15 protein-coding genes are annotated in these 17,679 nt (G+C 62.0%); 7 read left to right on the forward strand and 8 right to left on the reverse strand.

Annotated elements, in window-relative coordinates:
- Nucleotides 1–59 precede the first annotated feature (59 nt).
- Both AC6CHO_RS06950 and AC6CHO_RS06955 read right to left on the reverse strand, forming a co-directional pair.
- Complete coding sequence (locus AC6CHO_RS06950) at nucleotides 60–758, reverse strand: maleylpyruvate isomerase family mycothiol-dependent enzyme (RefSeq protein ID WP_498214302.1); 699 nt, start codon at nucleotides 756–758, stop codon at nucleotides 60–62.
- 90 nt (nucleotides 759–848) lie between these two features.
- A complete protein-coding gene (locus AC6CHO_RS06955; RefSeq protein ID WP_498214303.1) occupies nucleotides 849–1,799 on the reverse strand; it encodes a DMT family transporter in 951 nt (316 codons plus the stop codon).
- Nucleotides 1,800–1,870: 71 nt separating this feature from the next.
- On the opposite strand from AC6CHO_RS06955, the gene AC6CHO_RS06960 reads away from it, so the two are divergent.
- Together AC6CHO_RS06960 and AC6CHO_RS06965 are read left to right on the forward strand one after the other, a co-directional pair.
- Complete coding sequence (locus tag AC6CHO_RS06960; RefSeq protein WP_498214304.1) at nucleotides 1,871–2,821, forward strand: LysR family transcriptional regulator; 951 nt, start codon at nucleotides 1,871–1,873, stop codon at nucleotides 2,819–2,821.
- A gap of 193 nt (nucleotides 2,822–3,014) precedes the next feature.
- Nucleotides 3,015–4,781: a plasmid pRiA4b ORF-3 family protein gene (locus AC6CHO_RS06965; protein ID WP_498214305.1), complete on the forward strand. Its 1,767-nt coding sequence runs from the start codon at nucleotides 3,015–3,017 to the stop codon at nucleotides 4,779–4,781.
- A 10-nt stretch (nucleotides 4,782–4,791) separates the two neighbouring features.
- Here AC6CHO_RS06965 and AC6CHO_RS06970 read toward each other — a convergent pair whose 3' ends face one another.
- The 4 genes from AC6CHO_RS06970 to AC6CHO_RS06985 all read right to left on the reverse strand — a co-directional run bounded on the left by AC6CHO_RS06970 (nucleotide 4,792) and on the right by AC6CHO_RS06985 (nucleotide 8,634).
- On the reverse strand, nucleotides 4,792–6,156 hold the full coding sequence (locus AC6CHO_RS06970) for an LCP family protein (RefSeq protein WP_498214306.1): 1,365 nt from the start codon (nucleotides 6,154–6,156) through the stop codon (nucleotides 4,792–4,794).
- A 165-nt stretch (nucleotides 6,157–6,321) separates the two neighbouring features.
- Nucleotides 6,322–7,209 carry a LysR family transcriptional regulator gene (locus tag AC6CHO_RS06975; RefSeq protein ID WP_498214307.1) on the reverse strand — a complete coding sequence of 296 codons (888 nt, stop codon included), beginning with the start codon at nucleotides 7,207–7,209 and terminating at the stop codon, nucleotides 6,322–6,324.
- A 144-nt stretch (nucleotides 7,210–7,353) separates the two neighbouring features.
- Nucleotides 7,354–7,512, reverse strand: coding sequence for a hypothetical protein (locus AC6CHO_RS06980; RefSeq protein WP_498214308.1), 159 nt, complete (start codon nucleotides 7,510–7,512; stop codon nucleotides 7,354–7,356).
- Nucleotides 7,513–7,611: 99 nt separating this feature from the next.
- Nucleotides 7,612–8,634 (reverse strand): LacI family DNA-binding transcriptional regulator, encoded by a 1,023-nt coding sequence (locus AC6CHO_RS06985; RefSeq protein ID WP_498214309.1) that lies wholly within the window; start codon nucleotides 8,632–8,634, stop codon nucleotides 7,612–7,614.
- A 245-nt stretch (nucleotides 8,635–8,879) separates the two neighbouring features.
- On the opposite strand from AC6CHO_RS06985, the gene AC6CHO_RS06990 reads away from it, so the two are divergent.
- From AC6CHO_RS06990 to AC6CHO_RS07010, 5 genes are all read left to right on the forward strand, one after another.
- Nucleotides 8,880–9,227, forward strand: coding sequence for an L-rhamnose mutarotase (locus AC6CHO_RS06990; protein ID WP_498214310.1), 348 nt, complete (start codon nucleotides 8,880–8,882; stop codon nucleotides 9,225–9,227).
- A 30-nt stretch (nucleotides 9,228–9,257) separates the two neighbouring features.
- Nucleotides 9,258–10,430, forward strand: coding sequence for an L-rhamnose isomerase (gene rhaI, locus AC6CHO_RS06995; RefSeq protein WP_498214311.1), 1,173 nt, complete (start codon nucleotides 9,258–9,260; stop codon nucleotides 10,428–10,430).
- Nucleotides 10,431–11,738: an MFS transporter gene (locus AC6CHO_RS07000; protein WP_444661421.1), complete on the forward strand. Its 1,308-nt coding sequence runs from the start codon at nucleotides 10,431–10,433 to the stop codon at nucleotides 11,736–11,738.
- Nucleotides 11,739–11,799: 61 nt separating this feature from the next.
- On the forward strand, nucleotides 11,800–13,836 hold the full coding sequence (locus AC6CHO_RS07005) for a bifunctional aldolase/short-chain dehydrogenase (RefSeq protein ID WP_498214312.1): 2,037 nt from the start codon (nucleotides 11,800–11,802) through the stop codon (nucleotides 13,834–13,836).
- Nucleotides 13,833–15,317, forward strand: a complete 1,485-nt coding sequence (locus tag AC6CHO_RS07010; RefSeq protein WP_498214313.1) for a rhamnulokinase — start codon at nucleotides 13,833–13,835, stop codon at nucleotides 15,315–15,317. The genes AC6CHO_RS07005 and AC6CHO_RS07010 overlap by 4 nt, the downstream gene beginning before the upstream one ends.
- A gap of 64 nt (nucleotides 15,318–15,381) precedes the next feature.
- Here AC6CHO_RS07010 and AC6CHO_RS07015 read toward each other — a convergent pair whose 3' ends face one another.
- Nucleotides 15,382–16,032 (reverse strand): class I SAM-dependent methyltransferase, encoded by a 651-nt coding sequence (locus tag AC6CHO_RS07015; RefSeq protein WP_498214314.1) that lies wholly within the window; start codon nucleotides 16,030–16,032, stop codon nucleotides 15,382–15,384.
- 103 nt (nucleotides 16,033–16,135) lie between these two features.
- Nucleotides 16,136–17,677 carry a cytochrome b/b6 domain-containing protein gene (locus AC6CHO_RS07020; RefSeq protein WP_498214315.1) on the reverse strand — a complete coding sequence of 514 codons (1,542 nt, stop codon included), beginning with the start codon at nucleotides 17,675–17,677 and terminating at the stop codon, nucleotides 16,136–16,138.
- Nucleotides 17,678–17,679 lie beyond the last annotated feature (2 nt).

Raw genomic sequence — 17,679 nt, forward strand, 5'->3', positions numbered from 1 at the left:
TGCCCATTCTCCCGGTTAGCCAAGGCAAAATCACGGGTGGGCACACGTGGGCGAGGCGGCTACCAGGTTGGAAGGCCGGGAATCGGTCCGTCGGCTTTGATGTTGCGGGTATTGCCCCGGGCCAGCCATTCAACCAAGCCTGCGCGGTTGGCGCGGACGGTCAGCGAGCCATCACCGACGACCCAAGTGTCGCCTTCTTCGCTGAGAAGTGTCATGCCTGGAGCATTTTTGGCGCGCATGGTGCGCACCGCAGCCTGGATGGCATCTTTTTGGGAAGCCGGATCGGCTTCCCCAATGGTCCAGGCGGTATCGAGATCGTGATGGTGGATGGCCACTTCAGTGATTCGCAGGGCCACGATGTCAGCGGCCGGGATGATCTTGCCGTGCAGGTCGACTTCTTCCACCGCTAGCTCACCAGCCAGGCGCTCGCACTGCTGCGCAAAGTACTTGGCAGATTCGTCAAAAGCAGCAATCAGTTCCTCGCGGGGCAGCGCGGCCAGCTGGTTGATTTCGGCGTTGCGAGCTTCCTGCGACGCATAGAGTTTTTGCGGCTCTCCGCTGGTGGCCCAGTCGACAAGCTTCACCAGGGTGCGGCCGTTGGAAGCCAGGTGCGCGATGACGTGGGCGCGGCTCCAGCCCTCGCACAAGGATCCGGCAGCTAATTCTTCGGTGGACAAGGCCTGCACCGTAGCGGACATCATCGCAGTTTCGCGAGCAAGCCGGGAGAGATCCGAGTGCAATTGCGCAGTATTGATCATGTTGCCACCCTACCAACGCGGGCCTTAGCGCAATAAAGATTTCGTCATGGGTACCAGCGCGGTCTGGATTGATAACTTCTGCGCGCCGGCTCAGGTTCCGCCAGCTTGTGCTGTTGCCCGGGCGAGGTTCTTGTTGATGGCTGGGGCTCCTTCCCGCCATCTCTGTTCGGCCCGTGCACCCCACCAAGTGGCAACAAGAAGCACCAGTGCACCTACGTATCCCAGCGCGCTGATCTTGTTGCCAGCCAAAAGCACTCCGGCGAATAGCGCCCATCCTGGTTCTGTGCCAAGAAGCATGCCGGCGCGTGAAGCCGACGTGTGCTTTGTGGCCCACAGCTGGCCCAAGAAGGAAAAGATGGTGCAGCCCAAGCAGAGGTAAACAACGGTCAACCAGTTCGCGATGCTGAACACCGGCAAATGTTCCATCAACGAATTGCTGCCCCATACGGTGAAAATTACCGCTCCGAAAGCGATCTCAACTGTGGTCAGCCCCAGTACATCGGTTCTCCGGCCAACGGTGAACCGTGCCTCGGCAACACCGAGCAGGGCCCGGGTGGCCGCAGCGGCGAGCATCAATCCATCTCCGGGATTGATCCCGGAGAATCCGTTGCCGCCCACGAGCAGCGTAATCCCGAGCAGGGCAAGCAGGACGCTGGCGATCAAGGATGTTGAAAGCCGCCTCTTGGCGTGCAGGGATTCGAGGATTGGGGTAAGGAGAATGGAAACGGCGATGATGAGTCCGGCATTGGTGGCACTGGTGAGCGTGACGCCAATGGTTTCCAGCGCAATGGTCGCGGTACGCAAGATACCCAGAAGGATGCCGGGCAGGGTTGAATCCCGGAGCCGAACAGCGGGCCGGGCGAAATTGATGCAAAGCAGGATCGCCGCTGAGGGAAGGAACCTGATGCACATTACGGCTGCGGCAGATGAGGCGACCGCAAGATCCTGGGCTGCCAAGTAGCTGCCGCCCCACATTATTGCAATGAGCAGCAGGAGGACATCGGGAAGGACACGGCGGACTGTCGGTGGAACACTAGGCATGTTATTACTGTAGAAAGCTCAACCATTAAGAACAACGGCCATTATCTTCAACATCCAGTAAGCTGAACTTCATGGAAGTGCATCATCTTCGAACCCTGCGCGAACTAAGAGACAGGGGTTCTGTTACCGCGGTATCCCAAGCATTGCATTTGTCCCCATCTGCCGTATCGCAGCAGTTGGCTGCGTTGCAACGAAGCGTGCCCATCCCGCTGACCGAACAACGGGGCCGCGTACTGGTGCTCACTCCGGCCGGAGAACGGCTTGCGGATGCCGGTGGCGAAGTGCTGGAGGCCCTTGCCCGTGCCGAGAATTCCGTCTCGGAGTATCTGACGGGCTCCAGGGAGACCGTTTCTGTTACCGCCTTCCACAGTGCCGGTCTTGCCTGGTTTCCGGCGCTGATCGCCAGCGGCTTGAACGATCCGGATGGGCCCATGGTCCGCTGCCGGGATGAAGACGTTTCGATCAACGAGTTCGCCAATCTGGTCTCCGACCATGATGTGGTCATTGCGCACCGTCCGCTGGCCTCAGAATCCTGGCCGGGCAACAGGGTGCACGTTACGCCTGTCCTGCAAGAGCCAATCGATGTGGCACTGCACCGCGAGCATCCCTTGGCGCAGCAGGATACCGTGCGCCTGGCTGACCTAGCAGGTGAAACCTGGGTCGCGGCGCATGAGGGGTTCGCTCTGGAGCCGCTGCTCGTGCAAGCGATGTTTGCCAGTGCCGGCAACCCAATCCAGATCGCGCATCGCGTGAACGAGTTCAACCTGGTCGCCGCGATTATTGCCGAAACCCGAATAGTCGGGTTGCTGCCTCGATATACCGGGCTGACGCCGAACTTCCGGGAACAGATAGTGCTCCGCCCGCTGGCGGACCTCTCGCTTGGGCGCCAGATTGATATTCTGACCCGGCCCGAAGCCCGGACCAGGGTAAGTACGCGAACCGTCATTGACCGAGTCATCAAAGTTGCCGAGCAAACCCGCCTGAGTGCCGAAGGGGAGATGCAGCGCTCCTTCAAATCCTAGGCGCCATTGGCCGGAGGCTCCAACGCGTCGCCGGGACCGAAGAAACTTTGTCTCTCGAATCATGTGGAAGCAGTGATGCAGGCAGATGGCTCATGGCTGTTCGCTGTTGAAGCAACGCGGTTCGTTCCCCCTCGCATGGGCCAGTTGGCACGTAGCCTAGAGGTAAGAGAAAAGTGATCAGGGGAGCAGCTCGGTGGCCAAGAAAAAGAAGAAGCAGAAGCCCAAGCAAGGGCACCCGGCACGCCTGCAAGGGGATGTCATCTCCATAGAGCGGGCGAAAGTGAAGCGCGGTTTGGACGCCCTCGCGGTGCAGTTCACCCGGTGGCTCGAAGCCCAGCATGGGGATAGCGAGCTGGCTCCCATGGTGTTGGCCGCAGTGGGCGAAACGCTGGGCTTCTACGCCGAGGCAATAGAACTGCGCAGCGTCACCGATTTTGATCCGCCGCAGCTCTTCACCGTGTTGACCGCGACCATCGAATTTGAAGAAGCCGAGGACCCGGATGATGACTCCGGGGAACTGCGCGATCTCGTGTTCACCGCGTGGACCGTCTACCTGGACTTCTTGCGCGAAAACGGACTATGGGATGGTGACCCAGCGGGTCTTGAATGGCTGCTGGAATCGATCAATTCCGATGACCCGTTCAACGAGCCAAGCGCAAAAAAGCCGTTGGATGTCCCGGAATCGGCGGAGGCCGCGGTGGCTGAAATCGCTCAAATGCAGGTCTCCAAAATGGGCCGCGTGCTCCTTGCCTGGGCCACCACCACCGGCCATGGCTACTGGGCGGCTGGTCCCGGCCCGGAATTCATTCCCCAAGCCGCTCACGCTGTACGCGGGCTGTTCCCGAAGGATCTAGATGCTCCGAGCCGGAACAACGTTGCCGCGGTGCTGCTTTCTGCCCTCGAAATGGCTGGAGCGCTGGACACCAAAACCGCTGCTGTCCCGGAATACGGCAACAACGCGCGTGACTTCATCGCAGCGGACACTGCGACCTCCTTCGAGAGCAATTACGCCTATCTCAAAACCGTCCTTGACCTGCTTCTGGAGCAGCCAGAGCGCAGCGATGAGTCGGGACTTGAGTCGTGGGGCCTCGCGAACCTCTGGTTGCTGGAGGCGGTTGACGGAGAAGCGCATTCGGTTGCTGCAGCCCGCGACGAGTTGTTCCCGGAAGCTGCTTGGGCCGGTGCGCATCAGCGCATGGAGCTGTTGCGTTCCCTCGGCCTGGTGAACGAAGGAAGCACCTACGGCATTCCGGGCATTGTCCGCCTGGCATTGACCGACCTCGACAGCGAAGAACCAGGAGACGATGCACCCTTGGAACCGGACATGGCAGACCTTTTTGCGGAATCCGAAGAGCTCCAGGAAGAGCCCAAGCGCCTGAAGCGCACCGAACCGTATAAGGGCAAAGTGCTGCAGCTCAAGCTCACCCTGCGCGAAGCCAAGCCGCCCATCTGGCGCCGCGTGATGGTGCCCGCCGACCTGAATCTGGCCGACCTGCACGACATCATCCAGATCAGCTTCGACTGGTCCGATACGCACCTGCACCAGTTCTACGGGAAGAACTACAAGGTCAGTTATGGTCCACAGAACCCGCATATGAAGAGCGATATCGACGAGTCGACGGTACTGCTCTCCAAGCTGTTCAAACAGCCCAAGGACCGCCTGGCCTACGCGTATGACTTCGGAGATGATTGGCGGATCGGCATCGAGGTCGAGGATGTTCTCAAGGCCGATGACGGCCAGCTGCCGCGGTGCATCGGTGGACGCCGTATGGGGCCGCTGGAAGATAGCGGTGGAGCGCTGAACTGGAACGAGATGGTCGAAGAGCTGAAGGATGAGCAGCCGCTGACCATGATGCAGGACGTAATTCCTGAAGACGCGTCACTATACCCAGGCGACGATTTTGACCCGGCAGTGTTCAGCATCGAGGAAATCAACGAGAACCTGGACGCGGAGTTCTAGAACCGAACGATTAGCCGCACAGGCTTTGGCTGGCTTTGCGATTGGTGGTTTTCACCGGTGACTTTTCCGGCTTCTCTACGCTCTGATAGTCCTGGCCCAGGTGCAGCTGGACTCCGTCGACGGCGGCGGTTTCCGGCTTGAGATCCAGATTGAGCTCCTTGGCCAGGGCCACGGCGGTTTGCTGCGCCTGATCTGTGTCGGCTGCCAGCAAGGTGGTAGCGCCCTGCACGCTGGCGGCGTTTCCGATGCTGGAAATCGTGAACCCTTGTTCGCTGGCCTTCTTGGCGTAGTCGCCGGCGAGATTCGCTACCCGGGCAGCATTGATGATGTGCACGCTCGCTTCGCGGCCATTGCCTGCGGCGGACGTGCCAGCATCGGAGTTCTTGCCGGGCTGTGTGCCTGCGAGGGCGACCGGCGCGTCTTCCCGGAGGCTGGCAAAAAGTGATTCTGCGTCTACGGAGGGGACTACGCGATTGCGGTTCTGCGGTGCCGGCGACCAGGGCATGGTCATGAAGGTGATGTCATCTGAAGGGACCGCTTGGGCCCGGGCTGCCAGAGCCGTGAGATCCGAGAGCGAGCTCAAGCCGGGGTCAACCGTCAAGGACGAGGTCGCAGCGTCCAGGAACGAGTACAACCGGTCCGGACGGGCCAGCGTTTCACGGCTGGTAGCCTGCTGGACGATGGCAGACATGACCATTTGCTGGTGGCCCAGCCGGGCGATGTCGCTGCCATCGCCCACAGCGTGGCGGGTTCGGGCCAGAGCCAGGGCATCGGTGCCATTAACCTTCTGGTCGCCGGCTGGCAGATCGAGCTTGGCCTTGGGGTCCTTCATGGGCTGCGGCAGGCAGACATTGACTCCGCCCAGGGCATCGACAATGGAGATGAAGCCTTCGAAATTGATCTCGATGAAGTGGTTCAGCTGCACCCCGGTCAGTGCCTCAACGGCGGCCACCGAGCAGGCCGGACCGTAGTTCAGCGCCGAGTTGATCATGGCCACGCCGCCGGAAAAGGACCCATGCCCGGTGTCTTCGCAGGCCGGCATGTCAACCAGGGTGTCACGCGGAATCTGCACCGCGTCGATGCGCTTGTTGCCCGCGGCCACATGGACCAGCACCATGGAGTCGCTGCGGGCACCGCTGCCCTTGCCAAACCCCGAGGCTTCAAGGTCGCGGGTATCGGAGCCGAGCAGCAGCAGATTCAGCCCGTGGCTCGAATCGGGAGCGGCCGATTCGGAGCTGCGCATGGATGCTGTGGAGATGTTGCCCTGCAGCTTGAACCAGAGCCCGCCTGCAGCAATAACCAGGGCAATGACCAGTGCAAAGACGAGCAGAAGCGTGATGCGCCGGCGGTGAGGTCGGATTCGAAGCTCGGTCATCTAGGGGCCTCCTGCGTTCTTCATCTGGTCATGGGTCAACCTCCAGACGATCACGAGAGCCATGCACTGCACCAATAGAATTGGCGATCGGATCCATGCGCCGAAGCTATGGCAGGTCGCGCAGGCCAATCACTGCATGGCAAACCCTCGTGCCGGTGCAATGGCTCACAAGAAGTGCAAGAACTCTGCCAACGCAGGATTCTGGAACGGGTCGCGCCGGTAGATCACGCCGATGGCCCGGCCGGTTCCAGCTGGCAGCGCCAGCTGCTTTCCCCCAAAGACTTCCGCCGTGCTGGCCATGGTGCGGGGGATCATCGTGATCCCGCCGCTGGCAATGCTCAGCGGCACCAGGGCATCGCGCTGGACCGTGGTGATGACCCGCGGCGGGGTGCAGCCAAGCGAACGGTAAACCTCATCGGTCACCTTGCGGATGGAGGTGGGCTGGGGCAGGCTGATCAAGGTCAAATCACTTAGCAGCAGCGCGTTGAGCTCGTTGGCGGCGTCCAGGTTCGCGGGGAGCACTGCCGAGAATTCCTGGTGGCAGACCAGTTGGGTTTCCAGGTCTGCCGGGACTGCGTGGCTGACACCGAAGGCCGCATCGGCGCCGCCCAGGCGAATCGCCTCCACCAGTTCATCGTGGTCCTGGACGCTGAGTATTTCCAAGTGAACGCCGGGATGCTTTTGATGGAATTTGCCTGCATACTCCGGCAGCACACTGCCAATGAGCGACGGCAGGCCTGCGATGCGCAGGGAACCGGTTTTCAGCTCCCTGGTCGAAGCACCCATGGCGTTGATCGAGGCCAGCTCGTCGAGGATTCGACGCGCCGCCGGCACGATGGCGCGGCCGGCCTCGGTCAACTGCATGGTGCGCCCCGCGGCCCGGAAAATTGGCAGGCCCAGGCCCTGTTCGAGGGACTGGATCCGGCGGGAGAGCGAGGGCTGCGAGATTCCGAGGATGTCTGCGGCCGCGGTGAACGATCCGTAGTCGACCACGGTGATCACAGCTGCGATCTGAGGCAGGGAGACAGCACTGAGGTCTGGTTGTTTAGCCATAACGTGAAGGTCCCCTGGAAGATGCGGCAGCAGCAGTACTAACGGAAAACGCTAGCATGGCCGCCTGTGGCCACCGGCTGGCGTGCGCCGCGGCGGGACACTGTGCCAAGGGCCTCCCGCCGCGGCAATGGGGCTAGCGGGTATTCAGTCGTCGATGCCGTCGATGGCAGCGCCATCGGGAGTTGCCCCGCCCTCGTCGGTCCAGTCCTGGCCGACCTCATCATTGCGCGCAGGGTCGGAGATGGCGTCCGGCACTTCGGCTTCGTCCTTGTCCAGGAAGGCTTCTGGATTATTTGCAGTCATGCTTCCATTCCTTTCGTTGGCTGGACGGCCAACCTAGCATCAGATGCGCGGTGGATGCATCTTCACCGAGCCCGCTTTGAGGAAGCAATCAGCAAGCCATCAGCCCGCGGTGCCTGCACCCGCAGTCGATTCGCGGATGACAAGCTTCGGAGTGAAAACGAACTGTTCGCGCACTGCGTCAGCGCCTGCCTCCGCCTCGCGCAGCAGCACGTCGACGGCGGTGCGCCCGATTTCCTCCGCCGGCTGGCGCACCGTGGTGATGGGGACAACCGCTGATTCGGCGAAGTCGATGTTGTCGTAGCCCACCAGAGCGATGTCCTGGGGGACACGGAGCGATCCGGACATCACGAGCGCTTGCAGGATGCCCAGGGCCAGCAGGTCGTTGGCGGCAAAAATGCCATCGGGGCGTTCAGCTGGGTCCATGGCCAAGATGCGCTCGCCGGCGGCCCGGCCTTCCAGAACTGTCAATTGCCTGGTTGGCATGTGCTGGAGCACAGTGTCGGCGGTGCCTGCGATGACCGACTGGGCTCCTTCAAGACGGTGCTGGACCTGCACGATGCTTTGCGGTCCGCCGACAAACGCGATGTTCTTGCGGCCAAGATCAACCAGATGCTGCACCGCGATGCGGCCGCCTTCAACGTCGTTGACCGACACGGAGGAGAAACTGCGGTCTCCGCTGCCGCGGTCAACCAATACCACTGGGGTGCCAGCCTCGCGAATTTTCCAGAGGCGGCTCAGGTCGCTGTGCATGGGGGAGATGAGCACCCCGGCCACGCGCTGCTCGTCAAAGAGATCCAGCAGCTGCTGTTCGGTGGTGAGCGAGTTGTCGCTGGAACCCATCAGTACCGTGTAGCCGTTTTCCAGGGCTCGGTGCTGTGCGCCCTGGGTGACATCCATGAAGAAGGGGTTGCGCCCGTCGAGGACCACGAGCCCAAAGTTCCGGCTGTGTCCCGCGCGCAATTGCCGGGCGGCATCGTTGCGGACAAAACCGAGCCTTTCAATGGCTGCGGTCACCTTGGTCACGGTGCGTTCTGAGACTACCTCGGGGCGGTTGAGCACATTGGAAACGGTGCCCACGGAAACTCCGGCTTCGGCGGCGACTTCCTTAACGCTGACGGCCACAGAGAATTCCTGTTCTGATCGAAGGTGCTGATCTTGCGAGTATATCCCGGGCTGCGGTAACCAGCTCAATGCAGTCCTTAATTGAAAGGTTTCAAAAGTTTTCGTCGATAATGCAAATCCCGCTTGATCTTCCGGAGTGAAGTGTCTTACACTCAATAAACCGAGTGATTGAAACGATTCATTTTTTGAAATAGGGAATCGCCGGCACCACTAGCATCGACGTTTGGCGCAGATAAGGAAAACCCGTGCGAGTTTGCTTCCAGCTACAAGTTCTCCCCGAGCTCATGGATCAATACATCGAACGCCACCGAGAAGTCTGGCCGCAGATGCTCCAGGCAATCGAGGAGGCCGGGCGGCGGAACTACTCGCTCTTCCTTCGTGGCGACGGGCTGCTCATCGGCTACTACGAAACCGACGATGACGACGCTGCCCAAGCGGCCCTCGACGCCGATCCGCGCACCGCGACATGGGAAGCGCAGATGTCGCAATTCTTCGTCAGCCTCGACGGCCGCGCAGACCAGCGGGCCCAACGGCTCACTGAAGTGTTCAACCTCGAAGACCAGCTGGCAAGCCTTCCAGCAACCAAGAACTAGTTCACCGCATTGACAGAAATGGAGAGGTCTATGGGCGCAACGCTGAGCCCCGAGAACCTGCAAACCCTCAACCGGCTGGCTATCGAGGTCCCTTCGTGGGCCTACGGCAACTCCGGTACCCGCTTCAAGGTCTACTCCACCGCGGGCACGCCACGAGATCCCTTTGAAAAGATTGCCGATGCCGCCGAAGTGCACCGGCTCACCAGCCTGGCACCCTCGGTGGCCCTGCATATTCCATGGGACAAGGTCGAGGACTTCACCGCGCTGCGCACCCATGCCGAAAATCTGGGCGTGCGCCTGGGAACGATCAACTCCAACACCTTCCAGGATGATGACTACAAGTTCGGTGCGCTGACCCACGAGGATCCAAAGATCCGCCGCAAAGCCATCGACCACCACCTCGAATGCATTGACGTCATGGATGCAACGGGCAGCCAGGACCTGAAGATCTGGCTGGCCGAAGGATCCAACTACCCCGGGCAGGCCGATATGCGCGGACGCCAGGACCGCCTCGCGGATTCGCTGGCAGAAATCTACGCCCGGCTCACCGGCGAGCAGCGCCTGGTGCTGGAGTACAAGTTCTTCGAGCCGGCTTTCTACCACACCGATGTTCCAGACTGGGGCACCTCCTACGCCCAGGTCGCGGCCTTGGGGGAGCGCGCGATGGTCTGCCTCGACACCGGTCACCACGCACCGGGCACCAACATCGAGTTCATCGTGATGCAGCTGCTGCGCCTGGGCAAGCTGGGCTCCTTCGACTTCAACTCGCGCTTCTACGCCGACGATGACCTGATCGTCGGATCCGCGGATCCATATCAGCTCTTCCGCATTATGGCCGAGGTGATTCGCGGTGGCGGGCTGGAGGAGCAGAGCACTATTTCCTTCATGCTTGACCAGTGCCACAATGTCGAGAACAAGATCCAGGGCCAGATCCGCAGCGTGCTCAACGTCCAGGAAATGACCGCCCGCGCCCTGCTGATCGATCGCGTCGCTTTGACCGAGGCGCAGATTTCCGGGGACGTGCTGGCCGCCAACGAGATCTTCATGAACGCGTTCTACACCGATATCCGTTCGGAACTTGAAGCCTGGCGCGCCGAACGCGGCCTGCCGGCAGATCCGATGCAGGCCTTCCGCTCATCGGACTACCAAAACCGCATTGAAGCCGAACGCGTCGGCGGGGTTCAAGCAGGATGGGGAGCATAAATGCGTACCGCAGCAACGAAGCGCGGCATCTCTGGATGGAAAGCCACCATCGCGGTGGCGATGAGCAACTACATCGAGGCTGGCGCCATTATCGCCCTGGCCACCAGCCTGAGCTTGTGGCAGTCGACATTCGGCTTTGACGACGCGCTGGTCGGCGTGATTGCCGCTGTGTCCGCCAATGCCTTTGGCGCGGCGCTGGGCGCCATGATCGGCGGCCCATTGTGCGACCGCCTGGGCCGCAAATTCATCTACACCTATGACCTGATTCTCTTCATGATCGGTGCCTTGCTGATCACCTTCACCTTCAACACCACGCTGCTGGTGGTGGGAGTGGTGCTCATGGGTATTGCCGTGGGCGCTGGCGTGCCGGCTTCCTGGACCTACATCGCCGAAGAGGCGCCCGAGGAATCACGCGCCGCCCATGTGGGCACCGCACAGCTGGCCTGGTCCTTTGGCCCGGCCGTGGGCTTTGCCCTGGCCATCATGGTCGAGCCGATGGGCGTGAGCGGATCGCGGCTGATCTTCTTCCACCTGTTCATCGTCGCCGCGGTAACCTGGTGGGTCCGCCGAGGCCTGCCGGAATCCACCCGCTGGAAAGAGCAGCGGGCCACCGAGCTGGCCAATGGAACCAAATTGTCCTTCTTCTCTGGCATCCGCGGATTGCTGGCCGAACGCAAGAACTGGTCGGCACTGCTGTTCCTGATCGGTGTTTACGGCCTGTGGAATACCGTGGCAGGCCAGGCCGGAATCTTCCAGCCGCGTGTCTATGAAGCTGCCGGCGTTGAATCGGCCACCCAGCAGAACTTGCTCCAGGTCCTGGTCTGGATGCTGACCGCCGCGGCCACCTACTTCGGCTTCATGAAATATGGCGACCGGGTTTCGCGCCGCTGGCTGTACTTCGCCGGGGCCCTGCTGGGCATCGTCGCCTGGGCGGTGCTGATCTTCGTTCCGCCCGGAGCGTTCTCGCTGCTGTTCTACGCGGTGGCCTGGGGTATTTCAGCCGGCATCGGCGCGCAGGCCTTCTATGGCCTGTGGACCGCGGAGCTGTTCGCCACCACGTACCGCGCCAGCGCCCAGGGCATGTTGTTCATGCTCGCCCGCGTCATGGTTGGCCTGCTCTCGCTGGTCTTCCCGGTGCTGCTCACCAGCATGGGCCTGGAAAAGCTCGGCCTGCTGATCCTGGGCCTGCTGGCCGCGGCCCTGCTGATCGGAACCATCTGGGCTCCCGAAACCCGCGGCAAGTCCCTGGAAGAAATTGAAGTAGCACGCTACGGCAAGCTGGTCGCACCCCACAAGGTCGACGCGTAAGCGCCTGCGTGGATCCCCGAGAAGAACTACCGAGAGAATCATGACACAAAGCATCGCATCAATGGACACCAGCACGGCAGCTCAGCTCATCGAGCGCTCCAACCGCCTGGGCCAAGACAAGAAGAACACCAATTACGCCGGTGGCAACACCTCGGCCAAGGGCAGCGCCATCGACCCGGTCACCGGGGAGAGCGTCGAATTGCTGTGGGTCAAGGGATCCGGTGGCGATCTGGGAACACTGACCGAAAAGGGCCTGTCCACGCTGCGCTTGGACCGGATGCGTTCGCTGGTTGAGGTTTACCCCGGCGTGGATCGCGAAGACGAAATGGTAGCGGCATTCGACTACTGCCTGCACGGCAAGGGCGGCGCAGCACCCTCCATCGACACCGCCATGCACGGACTGGTCAAAGCCAACCACGTCGACCACCTGCATCCCGACTCCGGCATTGCCATCGCCACCGCCAAGGACGGCCGGGAACTCACAGCCAAGATTTTCGGCGGCAAGGTGGCTTGGGTGGATTGGCGGCGTCCTGGCTTCCAGCTCGGGTTGGATATCGCGCGGATCAAGGAAGAGAATCCACAAGCTATCGGCTGCATTCTGGGCGGCCACGGAATCACGGCCTGGGGCGATACCAGCGACGAGTCCGAGGCCAATTCGCTGTGGATCATCGACACCGCTGCCGCATACATCCAGGAACATGGGGCGCCTGAGCCATTTGGCGCAGTCGTTCCAGGCTTCGAGGCCCTGCCTGACTCCGAGCGCCGAACCCGCGCCGCGGCACTGGCCCCGACCATCCGCTCCCTGGCCAGCGCAGACAAGCCGATGGTCGGCCATTATTGCGATGACGAGCGGGTCCTGGACTTCCTTTCCCGCCAGAAGCTGGCGCAGCTCGCGGCACTGGGCACCAGCTGCCCAGATCATTTCCTGCGGACCAAAATCAAGCCATTGGTCCTGGACCTGCCAGCTTCGGCCAGCATCGAAGAGCAGCTGGAGCGGCTCAACGAATTGCACCTGGAGTACCACGAGGACTACCGGCGCTACTACGAGACCCACAAGGACGAGAACTCCCCGGCCATGCGCGGCGCGGACCCGTTGATCGTTCTGGTTCCCGGCGTGGGCATGTTCTCCTACGGTGCTAACAAGCAAACCGCGCGGGTGGCCGGCGAGTTCTACCTCAACGCCATCAACGTCATGCGCGGCGCCGAAGCTCTGTCGAGCTACACCCCGATTTCGGATGCGGAAAAATTCCGCATTGAATACTGGGCGCTGGAAGAGGCCAAGCTGCAGCGCATGCCCCGGCCCAAGTCCCATGCCGGGCGCATCGCACTGGTGACCGGGGCCGCCTCGGGGATCGGCAAGGCCGTGGCCCAGCGGCTTGCTGCCGAAGGCGCCTGCGTGGTGATCGCCGATCTCGACCTGGCCAAGGCACAAGCTGCCGCCGCTGAATTGGGCGATGCGGATGTTGCCGTCGGCGTGGCCGCCAATGTGGCCGATGCCGGCGCCGTGCAGGCGGCCATCGACGAATCCGTCTTGGCCTTTGGCGGGCTGGATCTGGTGGTCAACAACGCCGGCCTGTCACTGTCGAAGTCGCTGCTGGAGACCACGGAAGCTGACTGGGATTTGCAGCATGACGTGATGGCCAAGGGCTCGTTCCTCGTCTCCAAGGCCGCCGCCAAGGTGCTGATTGAGCAGAAGCTCGGCGGGGACATCATCTACATCTCGTCCAAGAATTCAGTTTTTGCCGGCCCGAACAATATCGCGTACTCCGCCACCAAGGCCGACCAGGCCCACCAGGTGCGATTGCTGGCCGTTGAACTGGGCGAGCATGGTGTCCGGGTGAATGGCATCAATCCAGATGGCGTCGTTCGCGGTTCAGGGATCTTCTCCTCGGGATGGGGCGCCCAGCGCGCCGCGACCTATGGCGTAGCCGAAGAAGACCTGGGCCAGTTCTACGCAAACCGCACGATCCTCAAGCGCGAGGTCATCCCGGAAAATATTGCCGATGCGGTATATGTACTGACCGGACCCGAATTAACCCGCACCACAGGGTTGCACATTCCAGTGGATTCTGGGGTTGCTGCAGCGTTCCTGCGATGAGCCAGAAAGAAACGGGAACCCCGGTCGCAGCCATTGACCTGGGCGCCACCAGCGGCCGGGTCATGATTGGCGAGCTGGTGGACGGGAAGGTCCAGTTGACCCTCGTCCACCGATTCGCCAACGGGCCGGTGCCGCTGGCCCGGCTGCAGGCCGATGCCCCGGCGCAGGCCTTGGCCTGGGATATCGATGAGTTGTGGTCGCAGATCCGCCAAGGGGTCAAGAAGGCCTTTGAACTGCGCCCGGACATTTCCAGCATCGGGGTCGACTCCTGGGCTGTGGACTATGCGCTGCTCAAGGATGGGCAGCGCCTGGGGCAAGTGCGCCACTACCGGGATCCGCGCAATGAGCTCGCCGTTCCAGACCTGGAACACAAGTTCAGCCGGGTCGAGCTTTTCGAACGCAACGGGCTGCAATTCCTGCCGTTCAACACCGTGTACCAGCTGCAGGCTGAACAGCAGGACAGCCGGTTGGAATCGGCAGACCAGCTGCTTCTCGTGCCCGACTACGTCAACTGGCTGCTGACCGGCCAGGCTCGCTGCGAGTGGACCAATGCTTCCACTACGGGGCTGCTTAACCAGCGCACCGGTTCCTGGGATGAGCCACTGGCGCAGGCGCTCGGGGTTACCGGCAAGCTTGCCCAGATGGTGCATCCGGGAGAGGAAGTCGGGGCCTTGCGCCCCCAGCTGGCACGGGAATTCGGTGCCGCAGGCTCTGTGCAGGTGGTGGCCGTTGCTTCGCATGACACCGCCAGTGCCGTCGCGGCGACCCCGTTAACGGGAGAAAAGTCAGCGTACATCTCCTGCGGAACCTGGGGGCTAGTCGGTGTGGAACTGGCCGATCCGGTGCTCACGGCCCAAGCCCAGGCAGCCGGTTTCACCAACGAACTGGGCCTGGATGGTTCGGTGCGGTTCCTCAAGAACGTCACCGGAACCTTCTTGCTCAGCGAATCGGTGAGCTACTGGAACCAGCAAGCCGAGCTTGCCGGTCGGCCGGAGATTCACCTGGCCGACCTGCTCAGCCAGGCCGCGACGCTACCTGTGCCGCAGGTGCTGATCGATCCGCAAAATGAGCAGTTTCTTGCCCCGGGGCAGATGCCGGCACGCATCAGCGACGCGATCGCCCTTGCTGGCGGATCAGCGCCAGAAACTCCTGCCGAGCTGATCCGCGTGGTTCTTGAGTCGTTGGCCGCCAGCTTTGCCGCCCAAGCCCATGAAGCGGCCCGGCTGGGGGGATTCGAGCTGGAAGAGATCCATATTGTCGGCGGCGGGTCGCAAGGTGAACTGCTCTGCCAGCGCACCGCTGACCTCGCTCGGGTGCCGGTCATTGCCGGGCCTGTGGAATGCACTGCGTTGGGCAATGTGCTGGTGCAGCTGCGAGCGATGCCACAGGGTGGCGAGAAGGTCGAAGATTTGCGTGCGATGGTTCGCAGGTCTGTAGTTTTGCGTGACTATCAACCAGTTAGCGCGCTCAAGCAGGCATAGATCCGTGTGGGAATCTATGCCACCAGTGATCCTCCAGCTGCGCAGGCTGGGGGATCACTTCTTTTCAGGCCTTGCGCTGGACGAACACCACCGAATCTTCCATATCCGCCGGTTCGCCGGTCGGAGCGATGATGCTGCGCTGTACGACCTCGGCCTGCACGATGTTCCACTGGTCCAGATCCAGCGATAGCGCTTCGAGTTCTTCGGCCGGAGTCGGGAAGGCTGGAAGCTCGTGCTCCACCGGCGGAGCCCATGAAGGGCGGGCAGCGTGCGAAAGCGCAAGCAGGTGGCCGCCGGGGGCCACGAAGCTGGCGGCCTTGCGCAGGGAATCTGCGCGGGGGAACTCGAAAGGTGCCTGGAAGAAGCTCAGGGTGACCAGATCAAAAGCCTTGTCGGTGTCCCATTGGCCAAGGTCGGAAGCGACAAACTGTGCGGCAGGTTCGGCAATCCCGTGTTTCTTGGCTTCTTCGCGAGCGCGGCTGATGGCGGTGGGCGAGATGTCCAGCCCCGTGGCCTGCCACCCGTGCGTAGCGAGCCACAGGACATCGCCGCCTTCTCCGCAGCCAATGTCCAATGAGGTTCCCGGAGTCAGTGGCGACACGAGATTTTCAATGACCTGGTTGACCTTGCCGGACCATATGCGCTCGGATTGCCCGTAGTGGTTTTCCCAGAAAGCAACGCCGTCTAGTTCTTCGGCGCTGTGGTGGTGGCCCATGGTTTTGCTCCTCCGGTTGCGTGGCAAGTGTTCTGAAGCGACCTTATCCGCCTACTAGCTCCTCGCGCGAGGGAATTTGCGCCAGAAGCAAGTTTGGGTTTGCCTATCGGGAACTGACCTTTCCGAAGAAGCGCGCAATGGAGGCAAGAACCACCGGCTTGCAAGCAATCCATGCACCGGTGATGACCAGCAGCGAGAGGGCAAAGTAGAGCAATCCTGCCCAGTTGCCCGCGTACTGCGTGGGATCTGCAGAACCCTGAGCGGCGTACATATGGTTCAGGTTGCGCAAGGCACCGGTGGAGAACACCAGAATCACATGGACAAGGATGAACACGACGAAGTAGAGCATGGTGGGGAAGTGCAAGGCGCGTGCTGCCTCGATGGGGAATCTCTTGCCCAGCGCCGGGTTTTTGGGCCAGAAAGCGCTTAAGCGGAATCCGGTGACCGCTGCCAGCGGTGCGGCAATGAATACGGTGATGAAGTAGGCCAGTTGCTGCAGCGAGTTGTAGTTCACCCAGCCGTTTTCCGTGGGCCAATCCAGCGTCAGATACTGCAGGGCTGCCGAAAGCGCGTTCGGGAACACCTCCCAAGACGTCGGTACGATTCTCATCCAGTGTCCCGAGGCGAAGAGCACGACAATGAACACCAGGCCGTTGATAATCCACAGCAGATCCAGGCTCAGGTGCAGCCAGAGATTGATGCTGATCTTGGGGCTGCGCTTGGAAGACCAGTAGGCCGGCGGCTTTTTCTGGTGCCGCACCAGCAATCCGGAACGGATGATCAGGACCATCAGGAAAAAGTTGAAGAAGTGGTTCCACGCGAGCCATGCAGGCACTCCCACGGGCGCCGACTCGGGCAAATGATATTCGCCGGGGTAGCGCTGGATAAAGGCCGCGACCGAGTCGATGCTGGTGATGCCGCGAGCCACCAGAACCACCGCGGTAGCCATGCCCAGGGCGCAGAATGCACCGAGAACACCTGCGAGCACCCACTGTTTGCTGGTCAGCGGGCCATGGCGTTTCGGCTCTGGCTTGGCCGACGCGGGTGCGGGGGCGGGTGCCTGGGTCGGCGCCGTGGCAGGAGGCTGAACTGCCGCAGGCGCAACAGGCGGCGCTGCCTCCTGCTGCGTCATGGCCGCAGGCTCTGCAACAACCCGGGCCGCGGCTGGAGCTTCCTCGGCTTCTGGAGGGGCAGGCGTGGTTAGCGGCGCTGCGATGAAGCTGCTTGGCGGCCAGGGCTGGCCATCGGCCACCCGGGGCAGGCCCCGCCGAATCACGGGGGAATCCGGGCTGGCCGCAACCGCGCTGGAAACTTCGGGTCGGGCAGGTTCTGCGGCGGGTTCAGGCGCCGCCGCCGGGGTTGGTTCTGGCATCGGTGCTGGTGTTGCTGACGGTGAAGGCTGGGCCTTAGGCGCGCTCGCTGCGGTACTCGCCGGTGTGCCGGACGGCGGCCAAGGATCTGCTCCAGCAACTCGCGGCAGTCCCTGGCGCAGCGCTTGCTTGGGTGCCGCCGCAGCTAGTGCCGGAGCGGCAATAACTTCTGCGACCTCCGGGGCAGCTGTGCTCTGAACCGCCAGCGGTGGCCACGGATCGCCGCCGGGAATCCGGGGCAGCCCCTGTCTCAGGATCTTGGATGCAGGGCTCATGG

Source organism: Glutamicibacter sp. GQ173, from assembly GCF_059759215.1.